14 protein-coding genes are annotated in these 20,002 nt (G+C 30.3%); 1 reads left to right on the forward strand and 13 read right to left on the reverse strand.

Annotation, left to right across the window (positions count from 1 at the left end; translation table 11 throughout):
• Window positions 1-8: 8 nt before the first annotated feature.
• The 4 genes from B2S02_RS06315 to B2S02_RS06330 all read right to left on the reverse strand — a co-directional run bounded on the left by B2S02_RS06315 (window position 9) and on the right by B2S02_RS06330 (window position 5,717).
• Window positions 9-1,109, reverse strand: a complete 1,101-nt coding sequence (locus B2S02_RS06315) for a Gfo/Idh/MocA family oxidoreductase (protein ID WP_346848616.1) — start codon at window positions 1,107-1,109, stop codon at window positions 9-11.
• 155 nt (window positions 1,110-1,264) lie between these two features.
• Window positions 1,265-2,581 (reverse strand): nucleotide sugar dehydrogenase, encoded by a 1,317-nt coding sequence (locus B2S02_RS06320; protein ID WP_346848615.1) that lies wholly within the window; start codon window positions 2,579-2,581, stop codon window positions 1,265-1,267.
• Between the two features lie 51 nt (window positions 2,582-2,632).
• Window positions 2,633-4,474: a nucleoside-diphosphate sugar epimerase/dehydratase gene (locus B2S02_RS06325; RefSeq protein ID WP_346848614.1), complete on the reverse strand. Its 1,842-nt coding sequence runs from the start codon at window positions 4,472-4,474 to the stop codon at window positions 2,633-2,635.
• 181 nt (window positions 4,475-4,655) lie between these two features.
• Window positions 4,656-5,717: a tetratricopeptide repeat protein gene (locus B2S02_RS06330; protein WP_346848613.1), complete on the reverse strand. Its 1,062-nt coding sequence runs from the start codon at window positions 5,715-5,717 to the stop codon at window positions 4,656-4,658.
• 382 nt (window positions 5,718-6,099) lie between these two features.
• Between B2S02_RS06330 and B2S02_RS06335 the strand changes: the two genes are divergently transcribed.
• Window positions 6,100-7,590: an aminotransferase class I/II-fold pyridoxal phosphate-dependent enzyme gene (locus tag B2S02_RS06335; RefSeq protein WP_346848612.1), complete on the forward strand. Its 1,491-nt coding sequence runs from the start codon at window positions 6,100-6,102 to the stop codon at window positions 7,588-7,590.
• A 104-nt stretch (window positions 7,591-7,694) separates the two neighbouring features.
• Here the strand turns inward: B2S02_RS06335 and B2S02_RS06340 are convergent, their stop codons facing one another.
• The 9 genes from B2S02_RS06340 to B2S02_RS06380 form a co-directional block, all read right to left on the reverse strand.
• Complete coding sequence (locus B2S02_RS06340) at window positions 7,695-8,555, reverse strand: hypothetical protein (protein ID WP_346848611.1); 861 nt, start codon at window positions 8,553-8,555, stop codon at window positions 7,695-7,697.
• A 271-nt stretch (window positions 8,556-8,826) separates the two neighbouring features.
• Complete coding sequence (locus B2S02_RS06345; protein ID WP_346848610.1) at window positions 8,827-9,402, reverse strand: indolepyruvate oxidoreductase subunit beta; 576 nt, start codon at window positions 9,400-9,402, stop codon at window positions 8,827-8,829.
• A gap of 1 nt (window position 9,403) precedes the next feature.
• Window positions 9,404-11,170 (reverse strand): indolepyruvate ferredoxin oxidoreductase subunit alpha, encoded by a 1,767-nt coding sequence (iorA, locus tag B2S02_RS06350; protein WP_346848609.1) that lies wholly within the window; start codon window positions 11,168-11,170, stop codon window positions 9,404-9,406.
• Window positions 11,171-11,246: 76 nt separating this feature from the next.
• Window positions 11,247-12,143: a phosphate butyryltransferase gene (locus tag B2S02_RS06355; protein ID WP_346848608.1), complete on the reverse strand. Its 897-nt coding sequence runs from the start codon at window positions 12,141-12,143 to the stop codon at window positions 11,247-11,249.
• 249 nt (window positions 12,144-12,392) lie between these two features.
• Window positions 12,393-13,415, reverse strand: coding sequence for an alpha-hydroxy-acid oxidizing protein (locus B2S02_RS06360; RefSeq protein WP_346848607.1), 1,023 nt, complete (start codon window positions 13,413-13,415; stop codon window positions 12,393-12,395).
• A gap of 23 nt (window positions 13,416-13,438) precedes the next feature.
• On the reverse strand, window positions 13,439-13,912 hold the full coding sequence (locus B2S02_RS06365; protein WP_346848606.1) for a DUF523 domain-containing protein: 474 nt from the start codon (window positions 13,910-13,912) through the stop codon (window positions 13,439-13,441).
• Window positions 13,913-13,936: 24 nt separating this feature from the next.
• Window positions 13,937-16,303 (reverse strand): endonuclease MutS2, encoded by a 2,367-nt coding sequence (locus B2S02_RS06370; RefSeq protein ID WP_346848605.1) that lies wholly within the window; start codon window positions 16,301-16,303, stop codon window positions 13,937-13,939.
• 17 nt (window positions 16,304-16,320) lie between these two features.
• Entirely contained in the window at window positions 16,321-18,687 is a 2,367-nt protein-coding gene (locus B2S02_RS06375; protein ID WP_346920457.1) for a U32 family peptidase, read from the reverse strand.
• 176 nt (window positions 18,688-18,863) lie between these two features.
• The gene (locus tag B2S02_RS06380) at window positions 18,864-19,856 is read right to left on the reverse strand and encodes a glycosyltransferase (RefSeq protein WP_346848603.1); all 993 of its coding nucleotides are present in this window, start codon (window positions 19,854-19,856) and stop codon (window positions 18,864-18,866) included.
• Window positions 19,857-20,002 lie beyond the last annotated feature (146 nt).

Genomic DNA, 20,002 nt, shown 5'->3' on the forward strand with positions numbered 1-20,002 from the left:
ACCCTCACTTACTTATTTTTCATTTCCTTCATATCCATAGTAGAAAAATCGCCTAATGGAAACTTAACAGGCATTCCAGTTGCTGTAGACTTGTAAGCAGCTAATATTATTTCTAGAGGTTTTTTAGCCTCTTCTCCACTTACCAGTGGCTGTCTATCTTCTATGATAGAGTCTACTACATCTTTAAATAATAAAGTATGTCCAAATCCATAAACACTATCTGGATCTGCTTCTTGTGCTGCCAAAACTTTCTCCTCACTTTCTTCTGAGCCTTCAATTCTCCAAGTTTCAATTTTATTTACTGCAAGGCCTCCTATGCAAACAGCTGCCTTTTCCCCAAAAATACTTAATGTTTCCTCTAAATTTGTAGGATACACACAAGCACTTCCTTCTATTATCCCTATGGCACCATTTTTAAACCTTATTAATATAGCTCCAAAATCTTCTGCATCAATATCTCTTAAGAAAGTATCACATTGAGCATATACTGTATCAACATCTGAGCACATCATCCATTGTAGTAAATCTATATTATGGATACATTGATTCATTAATGTTCCACCATCAAGTTCATAAGTCCCTCTCCAAGGAGCTTGCTCATAATATCCCATGTTTCTATTCCAAAGTATTCTTGCTGTACCATTAACCATCTTACCAAAATTATTTGCTTCAACTTCACTTCTTAGTTTTTGAATAGCAGTATTAAATCTATTTTGATGTGATACACATAATTTAACATTATTTTCTTTAGCACAAGCTATCATTTCATCAGCATCTTTAATTGATAACGCCATTGGTTTTTCAACTATAACATGAATATGTTTTTTCATACAATTTATAGCAATTTCTGGATGATATCCACTTTCAGTTGCTATATACACTATATCTATATCTTCTTTTTCTAACATTTCTTTATAATCTTTATATATATTAACTTTAACTTCCTTACCTAACTTGTCAATATATTCATTTTTCTTTGCAATAGCTTTTTCTTCTATAGGGTCACAAGTTGATACCAACTGTAGCCTTTCCTTGTTATTAACCACTGCTTCTATTCCCTTATAGGATATCCTTCCACATCCAATAACAGCTACATTAAATAATTTCATACCAATTCCTCCTAATATATTTTAGGGATTAAGACTAAACTCGAACCCTTTAAATATGGTTAATTATTACCAATATTATCTATTAAATTTTTATTCATAATTATTAGATACAGCACAAAAGACATTGTAGTGCTGTATCTAATACACTTAATATATTAAAGTTTATTTATTTTATCTCTATTTTTTTTAACATCCTTTGTCGCATTTCTTGTATCATAAAGGATCTTAGCCTTTTCAACCATCAATTCATAGTCGTAACAACTGTGATCTGTAGTGATGATTACTATATCAGCATTATCAATTTCTTTTTCCCAATCTACTGATATATATTCAATACCTTTATGTTTAAAAGACGGAATATATGGATCATTAATCATTATGTCCGCACCATTTTTGTTTAATATCTCAAGGACTTTCAATGTTGGTGACTCTCTCATATCATCTATATCTTTTTTATATGCTGCACCCATAACAAGTACTTTTGCACCATTTAACGCCTTTTTATGTCCGTTTAAAAGCTTCATCACGTTCTCAACTACAAATTCTGGCATAGAATCATTAATTATACCTGAAGTCTCTATAAGTTTTGTATGATAATCATACTCTTTTGCCTTCCATTCCAAGTAGAATGGATCTAGTGGTATACAGTGACCACCAAGACCTGGACCTGGATAGAATGGCATAAATCCATAAGGCTTAGTTTTTGCAGCTTCAATAACTTCCCAAACGTCAATTCCCATCCTCTTACACAATATTGCCATTTCATTAGCTAAGGCTATATTTATATTTCTAAAGGTATTTTCAAGAATTTTTTCCATCTCAGCTACTGCTGGTGACGATACCTCCATAATTTCTCCATCCAATACACATCTGTATAAAGTTCCTGCAACCTCAGTGCACTCTGGTGTACATCCACCTACAACCTTAGGTGTATTTTTAGTGTTATATTCCTTATTACCGGGATCTACTCTTTCTGGTGAAAATGCTAAAAAGAAATCCTCTCCACATTTTAATCCACTTTCTTCAAGAATTGGTTTTATAACTTCATCCGTTGTTCCAGGATAGGTTGTGCTCTCAAGAATTATAAGCATTCCTCGCTTTAAGTATTTTGCTACATCTTTTGTTGAGTTAACTACATAGGATAAGTCCGGCTGTTTATAAAGATCAAGAGGTGTTGGTACAGCTATACATACTGTATCTACTTCTTCTATGAAGCTAAAATTCGTAGTTGCTTTTAGCTTACCCGCTTTAACAAGGGCTGATAAGTCATTATCTACTATATCACCTATATAATTTTCTCCATTGTTAACCATAACAACTTTTTTATCTTGAACATCAAATCCTATAACTTCATATCCCGCCTTAGCTTTTTCTACTGCTAGAGGAAGTCCTACATATCCAAGACCTACTACACCTAGTTTAGCTGTTTTATTCTTTAATTTTAATAATAATTCTTCCTTTAATTGACTCATAATTGTTCCTCCTATTAGTAATTTATTACATTACACAATTCGTTACATATCTTAGTCTTTCTTTCTTTTATATGTAGGAACTTTTTCTTCAAGCAATTTTATTATTTCTTCTTTAGTCATATTATCTACATTTCTAAACTGTTTTATAGCTTCTTCAATAAATTCTATAGTAGCATCTTTAGGTTTTTCTACAAAAATTTTATTATGCTCTGTAGATGTAAGTGCTACTTCATCCATTAAAAGCTCTTCATACAACTTTTCACCTGGTCTTAATCCCACATATTCTATTTTAATATCTACATCTGGCTTATATCCAGATAATGTTATTAAATCTCTTGCTAAATCAACCATTTTAACCGGTTTACCCATATCTAATACAAATATCTCTCCACCATCTGCAAGACCACCAGCTTGAATAACTAATTGAGCAGCCTCAGGAATAGTCATAAAGAACCTTGTTATTTCTGGATGGGTTACAGTTACTGGTCCACCCTTTTCAATTTGCTTTTTAAATAGTGGTATTACTGAACCATTACTTCCAAGAACATTTCCAAATCTAACTGCTACATAATCTGTTTTACTAACTTCATTAAAAGCTTGAATTATAAGTTCACAAAATCTTTTAGTGGCTCCCATTACATTAGTTGGATTTACTGCCTTATCTGTACTAATTAAAACAAACTTTTTAACATTATATTTATTACAGCATTTAGCTACATTATATGTACCTAAAATATTATTTTTAATTGCATCCCCTGCATTTCCCTCCATTAAAGGTACATGCTTATGAGCTGCTGCATGGAATACCACTTCTGGTTTGTGCTCGTCAAATATTTGATCTATTCTTATCATATCTCTTACAGAAGCAATAATTACTTGTTTATTTATTTCTGGATAGTTTCTGTTAAATTCCATTTCTAAATCATAAGCATTATTCTCATATATATCCAGAATAATTATTTTTCTAGGTGAGAATTTTGCTATTTGCCTAATAATTTCAGACCCAATACTTCCACCACCACCAGTAACTAGTATTGTTTTATTTTTTATATATCTTTCTATATGCTCCGATTTTAGCTTTATCGATTCTCTTCCCAATAAATCATCAATGTTCACATCTCTCATATGATTTACATTTATGCTATCATCAATAATTTTATAAATACCTGGCATGGTTTTAATATTTTTTGTCACCTGTTTACATATATCTAGAATTTCTTTCTTAGTATTCTTATCCACTGATGGCATCGCAAGCATTATTTCATCAACTTTGTTTTGCTTACAAAAGGATATAATCTTATTTCTATCTCCTACAACCTTTACTCCATGAATTCTCTTACCTATCTTATTTATATTATCATCAATCAACCCAACAATTTTATAGTGCAAAGTACTATTATTATTTATTTCTTTAATAAGTATAGCTCCAGCATCTCCAGCACCTATGATTAACAAATTCTTTTTTTTGTTAATCGATCCTTTATCTGTTCCATTATTCTCCATGATTCTATATAAAAATCTAACTCCACCTAAGCTTATTACGCTCAATAGCCAAAATATAATATGAACAGTTATTGGAAATCTAAAAAATCTACTTTTTAACATAGTGTGGCTTATAAAATAACCATAGATTATAAATACTATATTAGAAGCAGTCATAGAATATACTATCGATAGTAACTCCTCAACAGATGCATATTTCCAAATATTACTATATAGTTTGAATATCATATTAAATATAATTGTTAATGCTACAACTGGAACTATTGATAATATAAAAAACTCTCTATAATCAGGTTGTATCCTGAAATCAAATTTTAGTAATAAAGCCAAATATAAACTTATTGCGACAAGAATTACATCTAAAACTATATTTTTATTTTCTTTTTTCATAACTTCACTTCCTAAATCAATTATGGTAATCAAATACTTCAAGATGTTTTGAAATGCAAATTTCAAAAGTTTATCACAGTTATTATACTGTTTTTTGCATGTAAACACAATTGCATTCAAAGTTATTCATAAAATATTATTTAATTATTTATATTCTATTGATACATTCTTTTTCGTTTGATTATCCTAATGTTTCTTCAAGTTCCTTTACAATTTCATCCTCTGGATCTAATTTTTTAGCTATATCTAAATGTATTTTTGCTTGATTAAAATCCTTAATATTTATATAACACATTATTAAATTAGTGCATACCTCTATAGATTTGGTAACCTCAAATACTTTCCTTAAATACTTAATTGCAGTTTCGAAATCATTCAAGCAAGCATAGTTTATCCCAAGTTCATTAAACACCTGAACATAGTTACTATCTATAGATAATGCTTCATTTAAATAGTATATAGCTTTTTCATAGTTTTGTAAAATTCTATAAGAAACTGCAATATAATAAAATATCTCAGCGCTATCCCCTAATACATCTATTAGTGGTAATAATACTTCTAACGCTTTCTTTGGCTCTTCATATACAAGTTCTTTCCCCTTATCAAAAGAATTGATTATATCTAGATTCTCTTTTAATACCTCAACCTCTTCACTTACATTTCCTCCCAATGATATATATTGTTTAATATTAAAATGAGCTTTTTCAAAATCTTTATCTTCATAACTTACTAAGGCTGAATAATAATAAGGTTGTGGATAATCCTTAATCTCTTTTCCAATTTCAATAAGTTTAATAATCTCTTCTTTAAATACAATATTATTTTTTCTCATTCCATCAATTAAAATAAAAGCTTTATTTAAATTATCTGTTGTAATTTCAACTTCCAATAATCCTTTTAATAATATATATCCATCTTCATACTTTTCATTTTTAATATTCTCAAATATTTTTCCTTTTATATAATTAACGCTATTAGGAATGGATTCTATTATTTCCTTATATACATGATTAAATTTAAAGTTTTTATCTGCTCCTAGTGCATAAAAAATTCCCTCTATAAAAAAATTAACAGGAATATTAGATAAATCATCTCCTTCTTTAGTTTTGGAAACTATTTTATCTGAATTTACTGGTAGATATATATTATCTTTAAATACATATTCATTTATTTTGCTACCTTTTTTTATTTCAAGAAATAGCATTTTCTCAAGTTTTTCTAAAAAATAATTTTCATTACTCATAATGCACCTTCTTACTATTCTATATTTTTTAATTTATTCCACTAAACTATATTACCATTTATTTTATTTTTAATCATCTGTTTTTTGTATAAAGTAATATTTTCGTATTTTTTTTATTTTTTATATAACACAATTTAATAAACGCATAAAATTTATATGCTTTATTATACATTTATAATCTTATAACTCATATAATAAGTAAAACATTATAAATATTTAATTATAAACTAAAATCTTATTGCATTGATACTAATATTATTCTATAATAAATTTGTTTTATAACTTTATAAATATTATATTTGGAGTAAAATTATTATAGGGAGGTCATTAAATTATATTATTGATATCTCTATACTTTATAAATTAGAAAGAGGGTATGGAATTGTATAAGTTAAACCAAAATGAAACCCCATTATTTGATGCCTTAATGGAATATGTGAATAGAGACACTCTTCCATTCCATGTTCCTGGGCATAAAAAAGGTGTTGGAGTAGACATAGATTTTAAAAACTTCATGGGCGAAAATCCGTTTAAGATTGACGTTACAGTTTTTAAACTAGTAGATAGTTATCATCATCCAACAGGTCCTATAAAAAAAGCTCAAGAATTAGCTGCTGATGCCTACGGTTCAGATGCATGCTTTTTCTCTGTTCATGGAACATCCGGCGCTATTCAAGCAATGATTCTTTCTGTAGTAGGTGCTGGGGACAAAATAATAATTCCTAGGAATGTTCATAAATCCATTACTGGAGGAATTATCTTAGCTGGTGCTATCCCTGTATATATGCAGCCTGAGTTAGATAAAAAGATAGGAATTGCAAATGGAGTTACACCTGAAACAGTAAGAACTACATTGGAAGCTAATAAGGATGCTAAAGCTGTTCTTATAATCAATCCAACTTATTATGGTGTATCTACAGACATTCAGCAAATTGCTGATATCGTTCATGAATATGATATTCCTTTAATAGTTGATGAGGCTCATGGACCGCATTTAAACTTTAATAAAAATTTACCTATGTCTGCCATGGAAGCTGGTGCTGATATCTGTGCTCAAAGTACTCATAAAATTATTGGTGCTTTAACTCAAGGATCTCTACTTCAAGTTAACTCTAAAAGAGTAAGTATTCCAAGGGTAAAACAGGTTTTAAACTTAATGCATACAACTTCGCCTTCTTATATTCTAATGGCTTCATTAGATACTGCTAGAAGACAAATTGCATTGGGTGGAGAAGAATTACTAGATAAAACAATAGAACTTTCTAATTATGTTAGAGATGAAGTTAATAAAATCCCTGGTTTCTATTGCTTTGGCGAAGAAATCTTAGGAGTTCCTGGAGCATATGCCTTTGATCCAACTAAAATTACAATAACTTGTAGAGATTTAGGTATAACTGGTTATGATTTGGATATGATTTTAACAAACAAGTATCATATTCAAATGGAACTTTCGGATTTATATAATGTCCTTATTGTAGGTTCCTTTGGCGATACTGAAGATGGCATGGAAAGACTTTTAAGAGCTTTGAGAGAAATCAGTGATGACTATTATGGCAAGGGTACTGCTAAAGCAGACTTCATAGACATCCCTTCCATTCCTGAGCAAATACAGATTCCTAACGAAGCCTTCAACAGTGTTAAAACTTCTGTTAGAATTAAAAATAGCGTAGGCATGATTAGTGGTGAATTCCTAATGGCTTATCCACCAGGAATACCTGTACTATGCCCGGGAGAAAAAATCACACAAGAAATTGTAGATTATGTTCAACAACTAAAAGATACTGGCCTTTATGTTCAAGGTACTGAAGATCCTGAAGTTGAGTATATAAATGTAGTTAAAGATGAGGATGCAGTATTTATTAACGTTGAATAATAAATGTGAATTTTATATTATATAAATTATAATAATTAAAGGTATGATATCTCTCACATACATACCTTTAATTATTTTTATTAATCTTTAACTGTATTGATCTTTTAATTTTTTTTCTTATTTCTTAACTCTAATAATTTAAATTCAGCATTGGTTCTTCCTGAATTTACTATACTTTTTAAATACTGATTATAAGACATGTTAATAATGCTTTCATAAGCTCTAATTAAACTTTCAAAATAACCCATCATATAGTTTACCTTCATTAATGGATCTGTATAAGATATATTAAATCTTATAGTATATTTTTTCCTTACTTTCTCTGCCGCCTTTTTTAAGCAGTTATAACTTGAAGATCCTTTAGCTATGAGTATCACCTTTTCATAATTACATGCCATCACTTCTTTATATGCTGGCATACATGCTTCAATAATATTTTCATCAAAGTATTTCTGTTTTGATGTTTCTTCCTGTACTACCTTAAGAAAATCTTGTAATTTCAAGTTAGTTTTAGCTCTAAGTTCTATTAGTTTTGATAATATATCTTTAACCTTTTCAACTTCCTTATGTTCAATATCATATTTTTTATTCATTTTCTCAATGATTTCAAAGCCTTTCATCATTAATTCCAAATCAGTTTTATTTTTTTCTACTTCTTCTTCATTTTGAAGAGCCTTAATTATACTACCATTATCATCATTTAAGAATGCTTCCATGAAAAAGAATATTCTTCCTAGTCTCATTATTGTTTTCTCATCTTCTACTACTTTATTATTTACATCAATATATATATATCCCTTTTTCTTACCAATTAAGCTGACAATACCTTTTTTTTCAAATATTACCTCTTTATATGTATTTCCCAAAAATAGCGCTGGCTCAGATATCTTAATATCTTCAAATAACTTACTATATTTTTTTATAGCTTTTTTTTCTTCTGAATTTGGTGCTTTGTATATTCCCATTAATTATCCTCCCATAGTAATTTTACTTATATAATTATGAATAGTAACCACTAAACTTAATATACTCTTATTATCATTAGATCTACTTTTCAGACTTTTACTATAATATATTATATCAGAAAATAATGAAAATCATATAAATTTATTGCTTATATAAAAAATATTAGCTTTACCTCTATATAATAGAGTAAAGCTAATATTTTATAGAAACTTATTCTAAACCTTATAATGAACAAGCTTTAATCATGAAATTAACTCTTCTGATTTTCCTCTATACTTCCATTCCTGCAACTAAAGCTTTCTTATTTAACTCTACAGCCTTTGCTGGCACTAATGAAGCTACAACCTCTTCCCAATTTACTTCCTTTATATCTAGGGCTTTAAGTAACGCTCCTAGTAATACAACGTTTTGTGCTTTCATATTACCTAGATCTTTTGCAATTTCTGCCGCTTTAATTATAACTGTATTTTCTGCTGTAGATCTTAGTGCCTCATTTACACCCTCTGGATACTTTTCTAGTCCTATTAGTACTGGTACAGGATGAATTTCATAATCATTTACTATTAAATGTCCACCTTCTTTTAAATAAGGTAGTGCTCTTAGTGCTTCACTTTTTTCAAAAGCAACTATGGCATCAGCTTTTCCTTTTTCTATTAAAGGAGAATAGACTTTTTCTCCAAATCTAACTTGAGTAGTAACACTTCCTCCTCTTTGAGCCATTCCATGAACCTCAGACATTTTAACGTCATAGCCATTTCTTAACAAGCCTTCAGATAATATTTTTGAAGCTAAGATAGTTCCTTGTCCTCCTACACCTATAAATAATATACTTTTTACTTCCTTCATATTATTCACCAACCTTTTCTATAGCATCAAATGGACAAACTTGCTTACATATTTCACAACCATTACACATGCTTTCATCTATTTCCACTACACCATTTTGGAATTTCAATGCTGGACATCCTGTTTTTAAGCACATTTTACACTTCTTACATTTCTCTACATCAACTTTACACTTTAAGTTAGCTCTTTTCTTTAATACGTCTTTTATCAAAGCACAAGGTTGTTTTGTAATAATTACAAAAGGTTCTGTGCTATCATGAGCTTCTTTTACAGCCTTTGAAGTTTCTTCTATTTTATATGGATCTACTACCTTTATATTTTCCTTTTTAATACCACATGCAAGGACTAAAGCTTCAATATCTACCATTGGAGCTTCTCTATTTTGAAGGGTTCTACCTGTTCCTGGATTTTCTTGGTGCCCTGTCATTCCTGTGATTCTGTTATCAAGAATTACAGTTACTATCGGTGTATTGTTATAAACACTTTCAATTAATCCAGTTACTCCTGAATGGAAGAACGTTGAATCTCCAATAAATGCAAATACCTTTTTATCTTCTCTATTAGCTACTATACTAGCTCTTTCCATTCCTACACCAGCTGATATAGAAGCACCCATGCAAATTACAGTGTCAGTTACACTAAGTGGTGCATTCATACCAAGAGTATAGCATCCAATATCTCCAGAAGCTATTACATCCTTATATTTTGATACTGCATAGAATATTCCTCTGTGAGGACATCCTGGACATAGCACTGGTGGTCTAGAAGGTGGATTAGTATCTGCTGTATAAGTTATTTTATTTTCTTCTCCTAAAATACCTCTTCTAATAATGGCTGGATTTAGTTCTTCACATATAGGAATAACTTCCTTACCTATGCAGCTAATTCCTAAAGCTTTAACTGAATTTTCTAAGTATGGATCATTCTCTTCTACTACATATAATTTTTCTACCTTAGATGCAAACTCTTTAATCATTTCATCTGGTAATGGGTAAGAGAAACCTATCTTTAGGTATGATGCATTATCTCCAAAAACTTCTCTACAATATTCATAAGAAATACCACTAGTAATTATACCTATCTTTGTATTTCCCATTTCCATTCTATTAAGCTTTGTAGTATTAGAATATTGTCTTAGCTTCTCTAATCTCTCTTCTACTTCATAGTGTTTAATTTTTGAATGACCTGGAGTCATTATATATTTTTTAATATTTTTTTCATATGGCTTCACTTCTACAGCTTGTTTATCTCCAACCTCTACTACTGTTTTAGAGTGTGAAATTCTAGTTGTAACTCTAAATAAAACTAATGTATCAAATTTTTCACTTATTTCATATGCTTCCTTCATATAGTCAATGCATTCTTGTGAGTTTGATGGTTCAACCATTGCAACCTTAGCATGAGGAGCATAAAATCTGTTATCTTGCTCATTTTGAGAAGAGTGCATTCCTGGATCATCAGCAGTTACAACTACAAAACCTCCGTTAACTCCTTCATATGCCATAGTAAATAATGGGTCAGCAGCCACATTAAGTCCTACATGCTTCATTGTAGTAAGCACTCTTGCTCCTCCAATAGATGCACCTGATGCTACTTCAAAACCAACCTTTTCATTTGGTGCCCATTCTGCATATACACCTTCATATAATGCAAAGTTCTCTAATATTTCTGTACTAGGTGTTCCTGGATAAGCTGATGCTACATGACATCCAGCTTCATAGGCACCTCTAGCGATGGCTTCATTACCAGTCATTATAACCTTTTTCATATTCACATTCCCCCATTACAATTTATCTTTTAATAATTAATTAACTATCCTACTTCAATTATTCCCCAATAATTGTTTACCCTAAAATACTACCTAATGCTATTGAATAAAGCTTGGATTTTGCACTATCTGCTCTAGAAACCAATACTACGGGGCATTTTGCACCTACAATTACTCCAGCACTTTCAGCACCAGCAAAATAAGTCATAGACTTTCCTAGGAAGTTTCCAGCTTCAATATTAGGTACAAGAAGTATATCCACTTCTCCTGCTACATCACTTACAATTCCTTTGTGGTGAGCCGCTTCCTTAGATATAGCGTTATCAAGTCCCAGTGGACCATCTATTATACAACCTTTAATTTGTCCTCTCTTATTCATTGCTGAAAGAGCTGCTGCATCTAAAGTTGCCTGCATTGATGGATTAATTACTTCTACAGCACAAATTGGTGCTACCTTTGGCATATCTATCTCTAGTGCTTTTGCCACTGTTACTGCATTCTTTAATATTCCTATTTTATCTTTTAATTCTGGATATGGCACCATTCCTCCATCGGTAAGAAGTAACAGCTTATCATAAGACTTTACATCATACACCATTACATGAGATAGTAAATTATTTGTTCTTAGATTTGCTTCCTTATTAAGTACAGCTCTTAATAAATCTGAAGTCCCAAGTAATCCTTTCATTACATAATTAGCCTCGCCCTTTGTAACCAATTCCACAGCCTTTGCTGCAGCCTTAGTTATGTCACACTCATTAATTATTCTTACTCTAGATAAGTCTATATTAGAATCTTTTGCTATAGTTTTAATTTTCTCTTCATTTCCAACTAATATAGCATTTATGATACCCATGTCCACTGCCTTTATCACTGCTTCTAGAACAACATTGTCTTGTGCTACTGCTACTGCCATAGTTTTCTTTTCTTTTTTCTTTGCTAATTCTAACAATTCTTCTAAACTTTTAACCATATTTTCACTCCTTATGTATAGGTTTACTAAAAAATTGAAATAAGTAGTAGATATCCAACACTTTTTTTATAATATTTTATATTTTCTTACTTTTAAGTATAATGTGTAATCCTTTCTGAGTCAATTTTAACTGCTAAAGTGTAATAGTGTATTTTTTATTTAAAATTAACAAAAATAGATATCTTAAATTATACAATTTAAGATATCTATTAAAAATTTTTATTACTTTAAAAAACTTTACTTATTCGATTATTTTCTTTGGAATATAATTCTCTTATCTATACTATCTACATCTTTACATCCCGTAAGTACCATAGCAGATTTCAACTCTCCCTTTAATCCATGAACATAAGTTTTTACACCATCTCTTTTACCACCAAAGGATGCAGTTACAAAAGGCCTTCCTATTAATACAGCATCTGCACCAAGGGCTAAGAATTTAAGTACATCTACTCCTGTTCTTACTCCTCCATCAGCTAAAATCTTAACTTTACCCTTTACTGCTTTTGCTATATCTTCAAGAACATCTGCTACACCTGGAGTTTCATCTAAAACTCTACCTCCATGGTTAGAAACTACTATAGCATCTACACCTGATTCTACTGCAAGTAATGCTTCATCTACTGTCATAATTCCCTTTAGTATAAATGGAAGTTTAGTACTGTTAACTAATTCCTTTATCTCCTTTACTCCTTTAGGCATTACTGGCTTCCCATGAAGAGCTAAAGTTATAAGTCCACAGGCATCTATATCCACGCCTACGGCAAATGCTCCTGACTCCTCAGCTAATTTTATCTTTTCAATTATATTTTTATTTTCCCATGGTTTTATAAATACAATACCTTCACCATTAAACTCCTTTAACACTTTTAAATTAGTTGTTAAAAATGTATCTACTGCTGTATCTCCTACCATTGGGTATATACCTGCATCTAAAGTACCTCCAATAACCCAAGAAATATACTCTTCTTCAGAATACTTTCCACCCATGTTAAGAGTAGTTCCTGAAACTGGAGCTGCAAAAACTGGTATATCTAACTTCTTACCAAAAATCTCAATAGCTGTATCTGGATCCTTAGCATCGTGAATTACGCGCATATTAAGCTTATATCTTTCAAGAGCTCTAATGTTTTCTGTAAATGCATTTCCAGTACCTTTTCCACCCATACCTGGGACTTCTCCTGCACAAACAACTCCATTGCATACATTACATACTTTACAGCTATTATTTAAATTAACTCTAGCTTCTTTTCTAACATCACTATAATTCATAAAATCCCCACCTAACTATAAAACTAAATATTATTTTCCTCAAAGAATTTATCCAATTCATCTTCAGTATAAATCTTTATATTATTTCTAATTAAAAGCTCTGCAGTTACTCCATTACCTGTTTTTTTACCACCTGAAAAAGTACCATCATATATAATTCCTTTTCCACATGATGGACTCCTTGCCTTTAAAATAGCTGTATCAATTTTTAACTCTCTAGCTATATTTAATGTTTCCTCTGCACCTTTAATAAATTCACCAGTTACATCATCACTTACATCTCTTCCTAAAACCCTACATTTTCCATCTAAGACCATAGCACCATCACCATTTACAATCTCATGAGCTTCTCTAGGAGTCGCCTGTCCTCCAAGTTGCTCTGGACATACTGGTATAGCCTTCCCTTGTCTTAAAAGTTCAAGAATTTTTTCATTTAAATTATTGTTACCGTCATATTTGCAGTTAATACCACAAAGACATCCACTTACCAAAATCATTTCGTCAACCCCTATACTCTAGTATTACTTTAACTCAACCACAGTAACTCCTGTTCCACCTTCTCCATAATTACCAAGTCTATAGCTTTTAACATGGGGATGATGTTTTAATAAATCAGTTATAGAACTCTTAAGTACTCCTGTTCCTTTACCATGAATTACTGTAACTTCGCCGAGACCACCAAGATAAGCTTCATCTAAATACTTATCTGTGGTATAAATAGCCTCCTCGGAATCCATACCCCTTAAGTCTACTGAAGATGATACTGCTTTTAGATTAAGCTTAGCTTCTCTTCTTTGAACCTTAGCTTTTTTCTTATCTTCACTAGACACTTTTCCCTTCCTTAAATCCTTAAGCTTTACAGAGATTTTCATTATTCCAGCTTGAACTTGAACTTCTCCCTTATTATCCACCTCGGATACTACTATAACATTCTGATTTAAAGATGGAAGATATACCTCCTGTCCTTGAGTTACAGAAGTTAATCCTTCTCCCTTAGGCTCATCTTTTTTACTTAATTTTTCTTCCATGTTATCAAGAGAATCCTTTATCTTCTTTCTTTCATTCTCTATTTTAGTTCTAGCTTCTGAAGAATAGCCTAACCTTTCAAGTTCTCTTATATTTTTAACAATGGAATCAGCTTCTTCCTTAGCAGCTTTTATAAGCTCTTTAGCTTCTCGTTGTGCTTCATAGATAGCTTTTTCTCTAACATTTTCGAACTTATATAACTTTTCTTCATATTTATTTTTTAGTTTTTCTGCTTCTGCTTTTAAACCTTCTGCCTTCCTAGCATCATTTTCTGCTTTAATGCTCTTTTGTTGAAGATTTTGTATTAACTCTTCAAACTTTAAGCTCTCTGTGGAAATATTTTCTTTAGCACTATTTATAATATACTCTGGAAGACCAAGCCTCCTTGATATTTCAAAGGCATTAGATTTACCTGGCACACCTATAAGCAAATTATAAGTTGGTCTTAAAGTTTCAACATCGAATTCTACAGAGCCATTTTCTACTCCAACAGTTTTTAAAGCATAACCTTTAAGTTCACTATAGTGAGTAGTTGCTATTATTTTTGTATTTCTATCCCTTAAGTTATCCAAAATACTCATAGCAAGAGCTGCACCCTCCGTTGGATCTGTTCCTGAACCAAGCTCATCAAAAAGTGCTAAAGTATTTTCATCTGCTTCATTAATAATATTTACTATATTAGTCATATGAGATGAGAAAGTAGATAAACTTTGTTCTATACTTTGTTCATCACCAATATCAGCAAATATATTTGAGAATACACTAACAGCTGAACCTGCTCTTGCAGGAATCATCATTCCACTCATAGCCATAAGCTCTATTAAACCTACAGTTTTTAGTGTTACAGTTTTACCTCCTGTATTAGGACCTGTAATAACTAAAGAAGTAAACTCTCTACCAAGATAAATAGTGCTTGGTACTACTACCTTTTGGTCTATTAAAGGATGCCTAGCCTCTATTAAATCTATAATTCCTTTATCATTTACCTCTGGACATATACAATTTAATTCATTGGCATATTTAGCTTTTGCAAATATAAAATCTAATTCCCATATAATACTTCCATTATTCTCTATAACATCAATGTTACCTGCAATTTTTAAAGTAAGTTCCTTAAGAATTCTATTTATTTCTGCCTTTTCTTTATTTCTAAGTTCTCTTATTTCATTATTAAGATCTACTAGTCCCATAGGCTCTATAAATAATGTAGCACCTGTACCACTCTGGTCATGGATCAAACCCTTAACCTGTTCTTTATACTCAGATCTTACAGGAAGTACATATCTATCTCCTCTTACAGTATAAAGACTTTCTTGAAGATATTTAGAGTAGGTCCTAACCATGCTATTAACTCTGTCTTTAATGGAAGAACTTTTATCTTTTAGTTTCTTTCTAATTATAAATAAAGTTTCACTAGCTCTATCTGCAATTTCATCCTCTCCAATAATAGCTCTAAAGATTTCATCTTCAATGTTCTTAAAGGGAACTATACCTGCTATTATATCTTCCAAAACTCTATAAGTTGTTTCATCGTCCTTACTCTGTACATATTCCTTAAAATTTCTAGAACTTTTAAGCATATTACCAATTCTAAGTAATTCTACTGGCATAAGTGTGGAATTTTTCTTAGCTCTTAAAAGCGCTTCCCTAACATCATATATTCCTTCAAAGGGTGGTGCACTTTTTGTAGTTAATAAAATTAATGCTTCCTTAGTCTCCTCTAAATGCTCTTTGATTTCATAGAGATTGTTATATGGTTTCAGATTATCAATTAAATCTTTCCCCGCTTTTGTAACTGTATACTTTTTTAATATTTCCTTGATTTTATAATACTCAAGTACTTTAAAGGTCTTTTCATTCATTTCTTATCCCCTACTTTCTATTCAATTCCCCTCTTATAATGTCCTTTTGTAGTTTTCCCTAAATCTACATCTTCATCTTTAAATATATATTTCATCACCTTTAAAACCTGATTATAATCTTCATCTATAAAGTCAACTCTATAATTGTTAATATTATTTTTCCTTAATTCCTTAATGAATGGAACTATATTTACAGGTAATGTATTATATATATGGCTTCTACAATATTTATCCGTAGTAACCAGAAACTCTTCATTCATCCTATCTCTTAATACAAACTTATCCTTGTCACATCTGAAATTACAGTTTGAAGTAGAGCTCTTATCACCAAAGGTACTGCCAATTACACAGTATTCACTTACCATAAGTTCATACTTACCATAAACTACTACTTGCACTGGAGTTTTAATATTTTTAGCTATAGAAAACATTTCTTTATTGTTAAGTTCTACACTTAAAGCTGATATATCTGTATACCTATTATAAAAATCATAGCTTTCACTATTTAAAATATTTAACTTATAATCTCCAATTATGTTAAGTCTGTTTTTAAACACATTTATTATACCTAAATTAGCTGTAATTAACCCCTTAATTTTAGAAATATTCTTTTCTATAGCTTCAGTAACTAAATTAAATTCACTTTTTATTATATTAGGAACAATCATATATAAATTTTCATAATCTACTTCTTCTAAATTAAAACCTCCACCCTTTTTAAATAAATCTACTCCTATAGCTGGATCTATATCTGGATTTTCATCTATAAAACTTAATACACTTTTTAATTGTTCTAGAGTTTTAACGCATATTAGATACTCATCATTAAATATATCTTTAGCTTCTTTAGAATTCCTATTAAATTCTTTATAAGCCTTTTCTTCCACATGCCGTTTATCACGAATTTTAATATACTTCATTATATCTTCAATAAGCTCACGTCTTACACTATTTATAGATGATACCCTTAAAAATCCTTCTTCAAAGGTTTCAAATTCAATGTTTTCTAGTTTAAAAGGAGTATCCCCTAACTTATTGAGATTTTTAATTATGGCTTCCTTATCCATAGGCTTATTAGCTGCAACCTCTACATTTTCTCCATAGACTTCAAATTCTTTTTCCTGATAAACCGTAGATAAATAAAATCTTTCTCCTGGAGCAAATCTAACCTTTATAGTTAAGGGTAACTTTACACCATAAATATCTTCATAATTTTTTTGAAGTTTAGTTAAAAGTTCAGTATCTGAAGTTACATATACTTTATCTCCAACCTTATATTTAGTAGGCATAAGCTTCACTTTTTCGCCTTTAGAGGCTTCTTTAACCTTTTCTTTCCCCTTTAAAATATTTGTGATTGTAAATCCACTATTATCAGTTCTAACTCCATCCTGGGCTTTTATATCCTTTTGAAGCTGTATGGTTAAATCTTTTTCAACGGTGCCTAAAAATACACCTGTATTTTTGGGGCAATTATATGCCATCATGTCTCTTCCAATGTTTCCTCTAAGATATGCCTTTGAAAACCCTTCTCTATTAAATAATTGATTTAATATGGCCTTTTTAGGTGCTATCTCAAAACATTTGTTGTGATACACACTATCTATAGCTTCTCTATAGGTAGTTACAACACCACTTACATATTCAGGCTTTTTCATTCTACCTTCTATCTTTAATGATGAAGTCCCACTTTCAATTAAACTTTTAATTTCATCTATAGTACAAGTATCCTTTGGACTTAATAAATACCCTTCTCTATTTTCTCCACTAGATTTTTTTATTATAGTATAAGGTAATCTACAGGGCTGTGCACATCTTCCTCTATTTCCGCTTCTTCCTCCTATGATACTACTCATAAGGCATTGTCCAGAATAACTTATACATAATGCTCCATGGACAAATATTTCTGTTTCTATATCTAAGTCCTTTGAAATATATCTTATTTCATCTAGACTTAACTCCCTTGATAAAACTATTCTTTGAAAGCCCTCATTCTTTAAAAATATAGCCCCTTCTCCATTATGTATAGTCATTTGTGTGGATGCATGAATTTCAAAATCTGGTATAGCTTCTTTTATAATTTTAAATAATCCCATATCTTGAGTTATAATAGCATCTACACCAATTTCATATAGAAACTTCCCATACTCTAAAGCTTCACCTAACTCATCTTCTTTTATCACAGTATTAAAGGCTATATATACTTTAACATTATATAAATGACAATAATTCACTACTTCTATTAATTCTTCTTCATTAAAATTATTTGCATAGGCTCTAGCAGAAAACTTACTCCCGCCCATATATATAGCATCTGCACCACCTTGAACAGCAGCATAGATACTTTCTTTACTTCCACCTGGCGCTAATAATTCTATTTTATCCATATGTTCTCAACTCCTATCAATAAGAAATGTCTTTATTCTATATTAAAAAAGTCATACTTATTTTATTAGTACTTATTTTTTACTTCTCATGGATTATTATATCACAATTCTCTTTGTTACAAACTGTAAAAAATAATAGGAGCTAATACCTTTTTATTGGTTAGCCCCTATACATCTTAATTCATCAATTTTAAATATCCCTCATATATGCCTTCTAACATATTCTTCAAGTTATAATTATATCTTATATATTCTTTTAGTTTATTATTTTTTCTTTCTGCCCTACTTTTCTCTACTGCTAATTTTATACTATTATGATTATAAGGATCACAATATATTGCCATATCCTTAAAATATTCCTTTGAAGCCCCTTCCTCCGTAACCACTATGTTACATCCATAAGCTGCTGCCTTAAGGGATGATAAACTTGTAACTTCTGAAAAACTAGCTAATACGTGAGCACTAGAAAAGGTGTATGCATTATACAAATCATAGTCATTCATAAATCCTAAATAATGTGTAGTAGGATAAGCTAAACATTCTTTTAAGTAACGCTCCTCTGATGCCGTTCCAACTAGAACTAAGTCTACTCCTATTTCATTACATATCTTACTTAATTCTAATTGGTTTTTCACTTCACAAATTCTTCCTACACACAATATATAATTATCTAAATTATATCTCTCCTTAAAATTATATAACGGAACCTCATCATAATTTATATCTACTCCATTATAAACAACTTTAATATCTCCCTTTGTAGTGAAATCCTTGGTTATTAAAGACTTTTCGTATATACTATTGCAAAATATGATTTTACTCTTCTTCAAAATTAATTCCTTATAAGCTTTGCAATTATTCCATAGATTTTTTCGTTCCATATTATTACTATATTCGAAAAACTTCTCCATATTGAAATACATCGGTGATACTACTATACTACATTTACTATTACTAGCCAATTTAAAATGTTTATAAGCATCAAATATATTTTTAATATCAAATAGATGTACTATATCATAATCATCATAATTAGCCTCCTCATTGGCTCCACATATATCTACATTAACCCCTTTCTCTTTTAAAAAAGTGTATATTTTAAATATTATAGTAGTATCTCCTGAACTTAAATTTATATAATTACTTCTAGCACATAGCAAAACTTTCATGTATAATCCCCCTAAGAATTATGGTTTTACCTAATACCTATGCCCATAAAATTTTAATTATCACAATATTAAAGAATAAAATTATATTTAATTCATAAATATAGCTAATTATCCTAAAATAAAAAATAGGCGATAATATATAAATA

The sequence above is a fragment of the Clostridium sp. UBA7339 genome, from assembly GCF_002470865.1.
GTDB lineage: Bacteria > Bacillota > Clostridia > Clostridiales > Clostridiaceae > Clostridium_J > Clostridium_J sulfidigenes.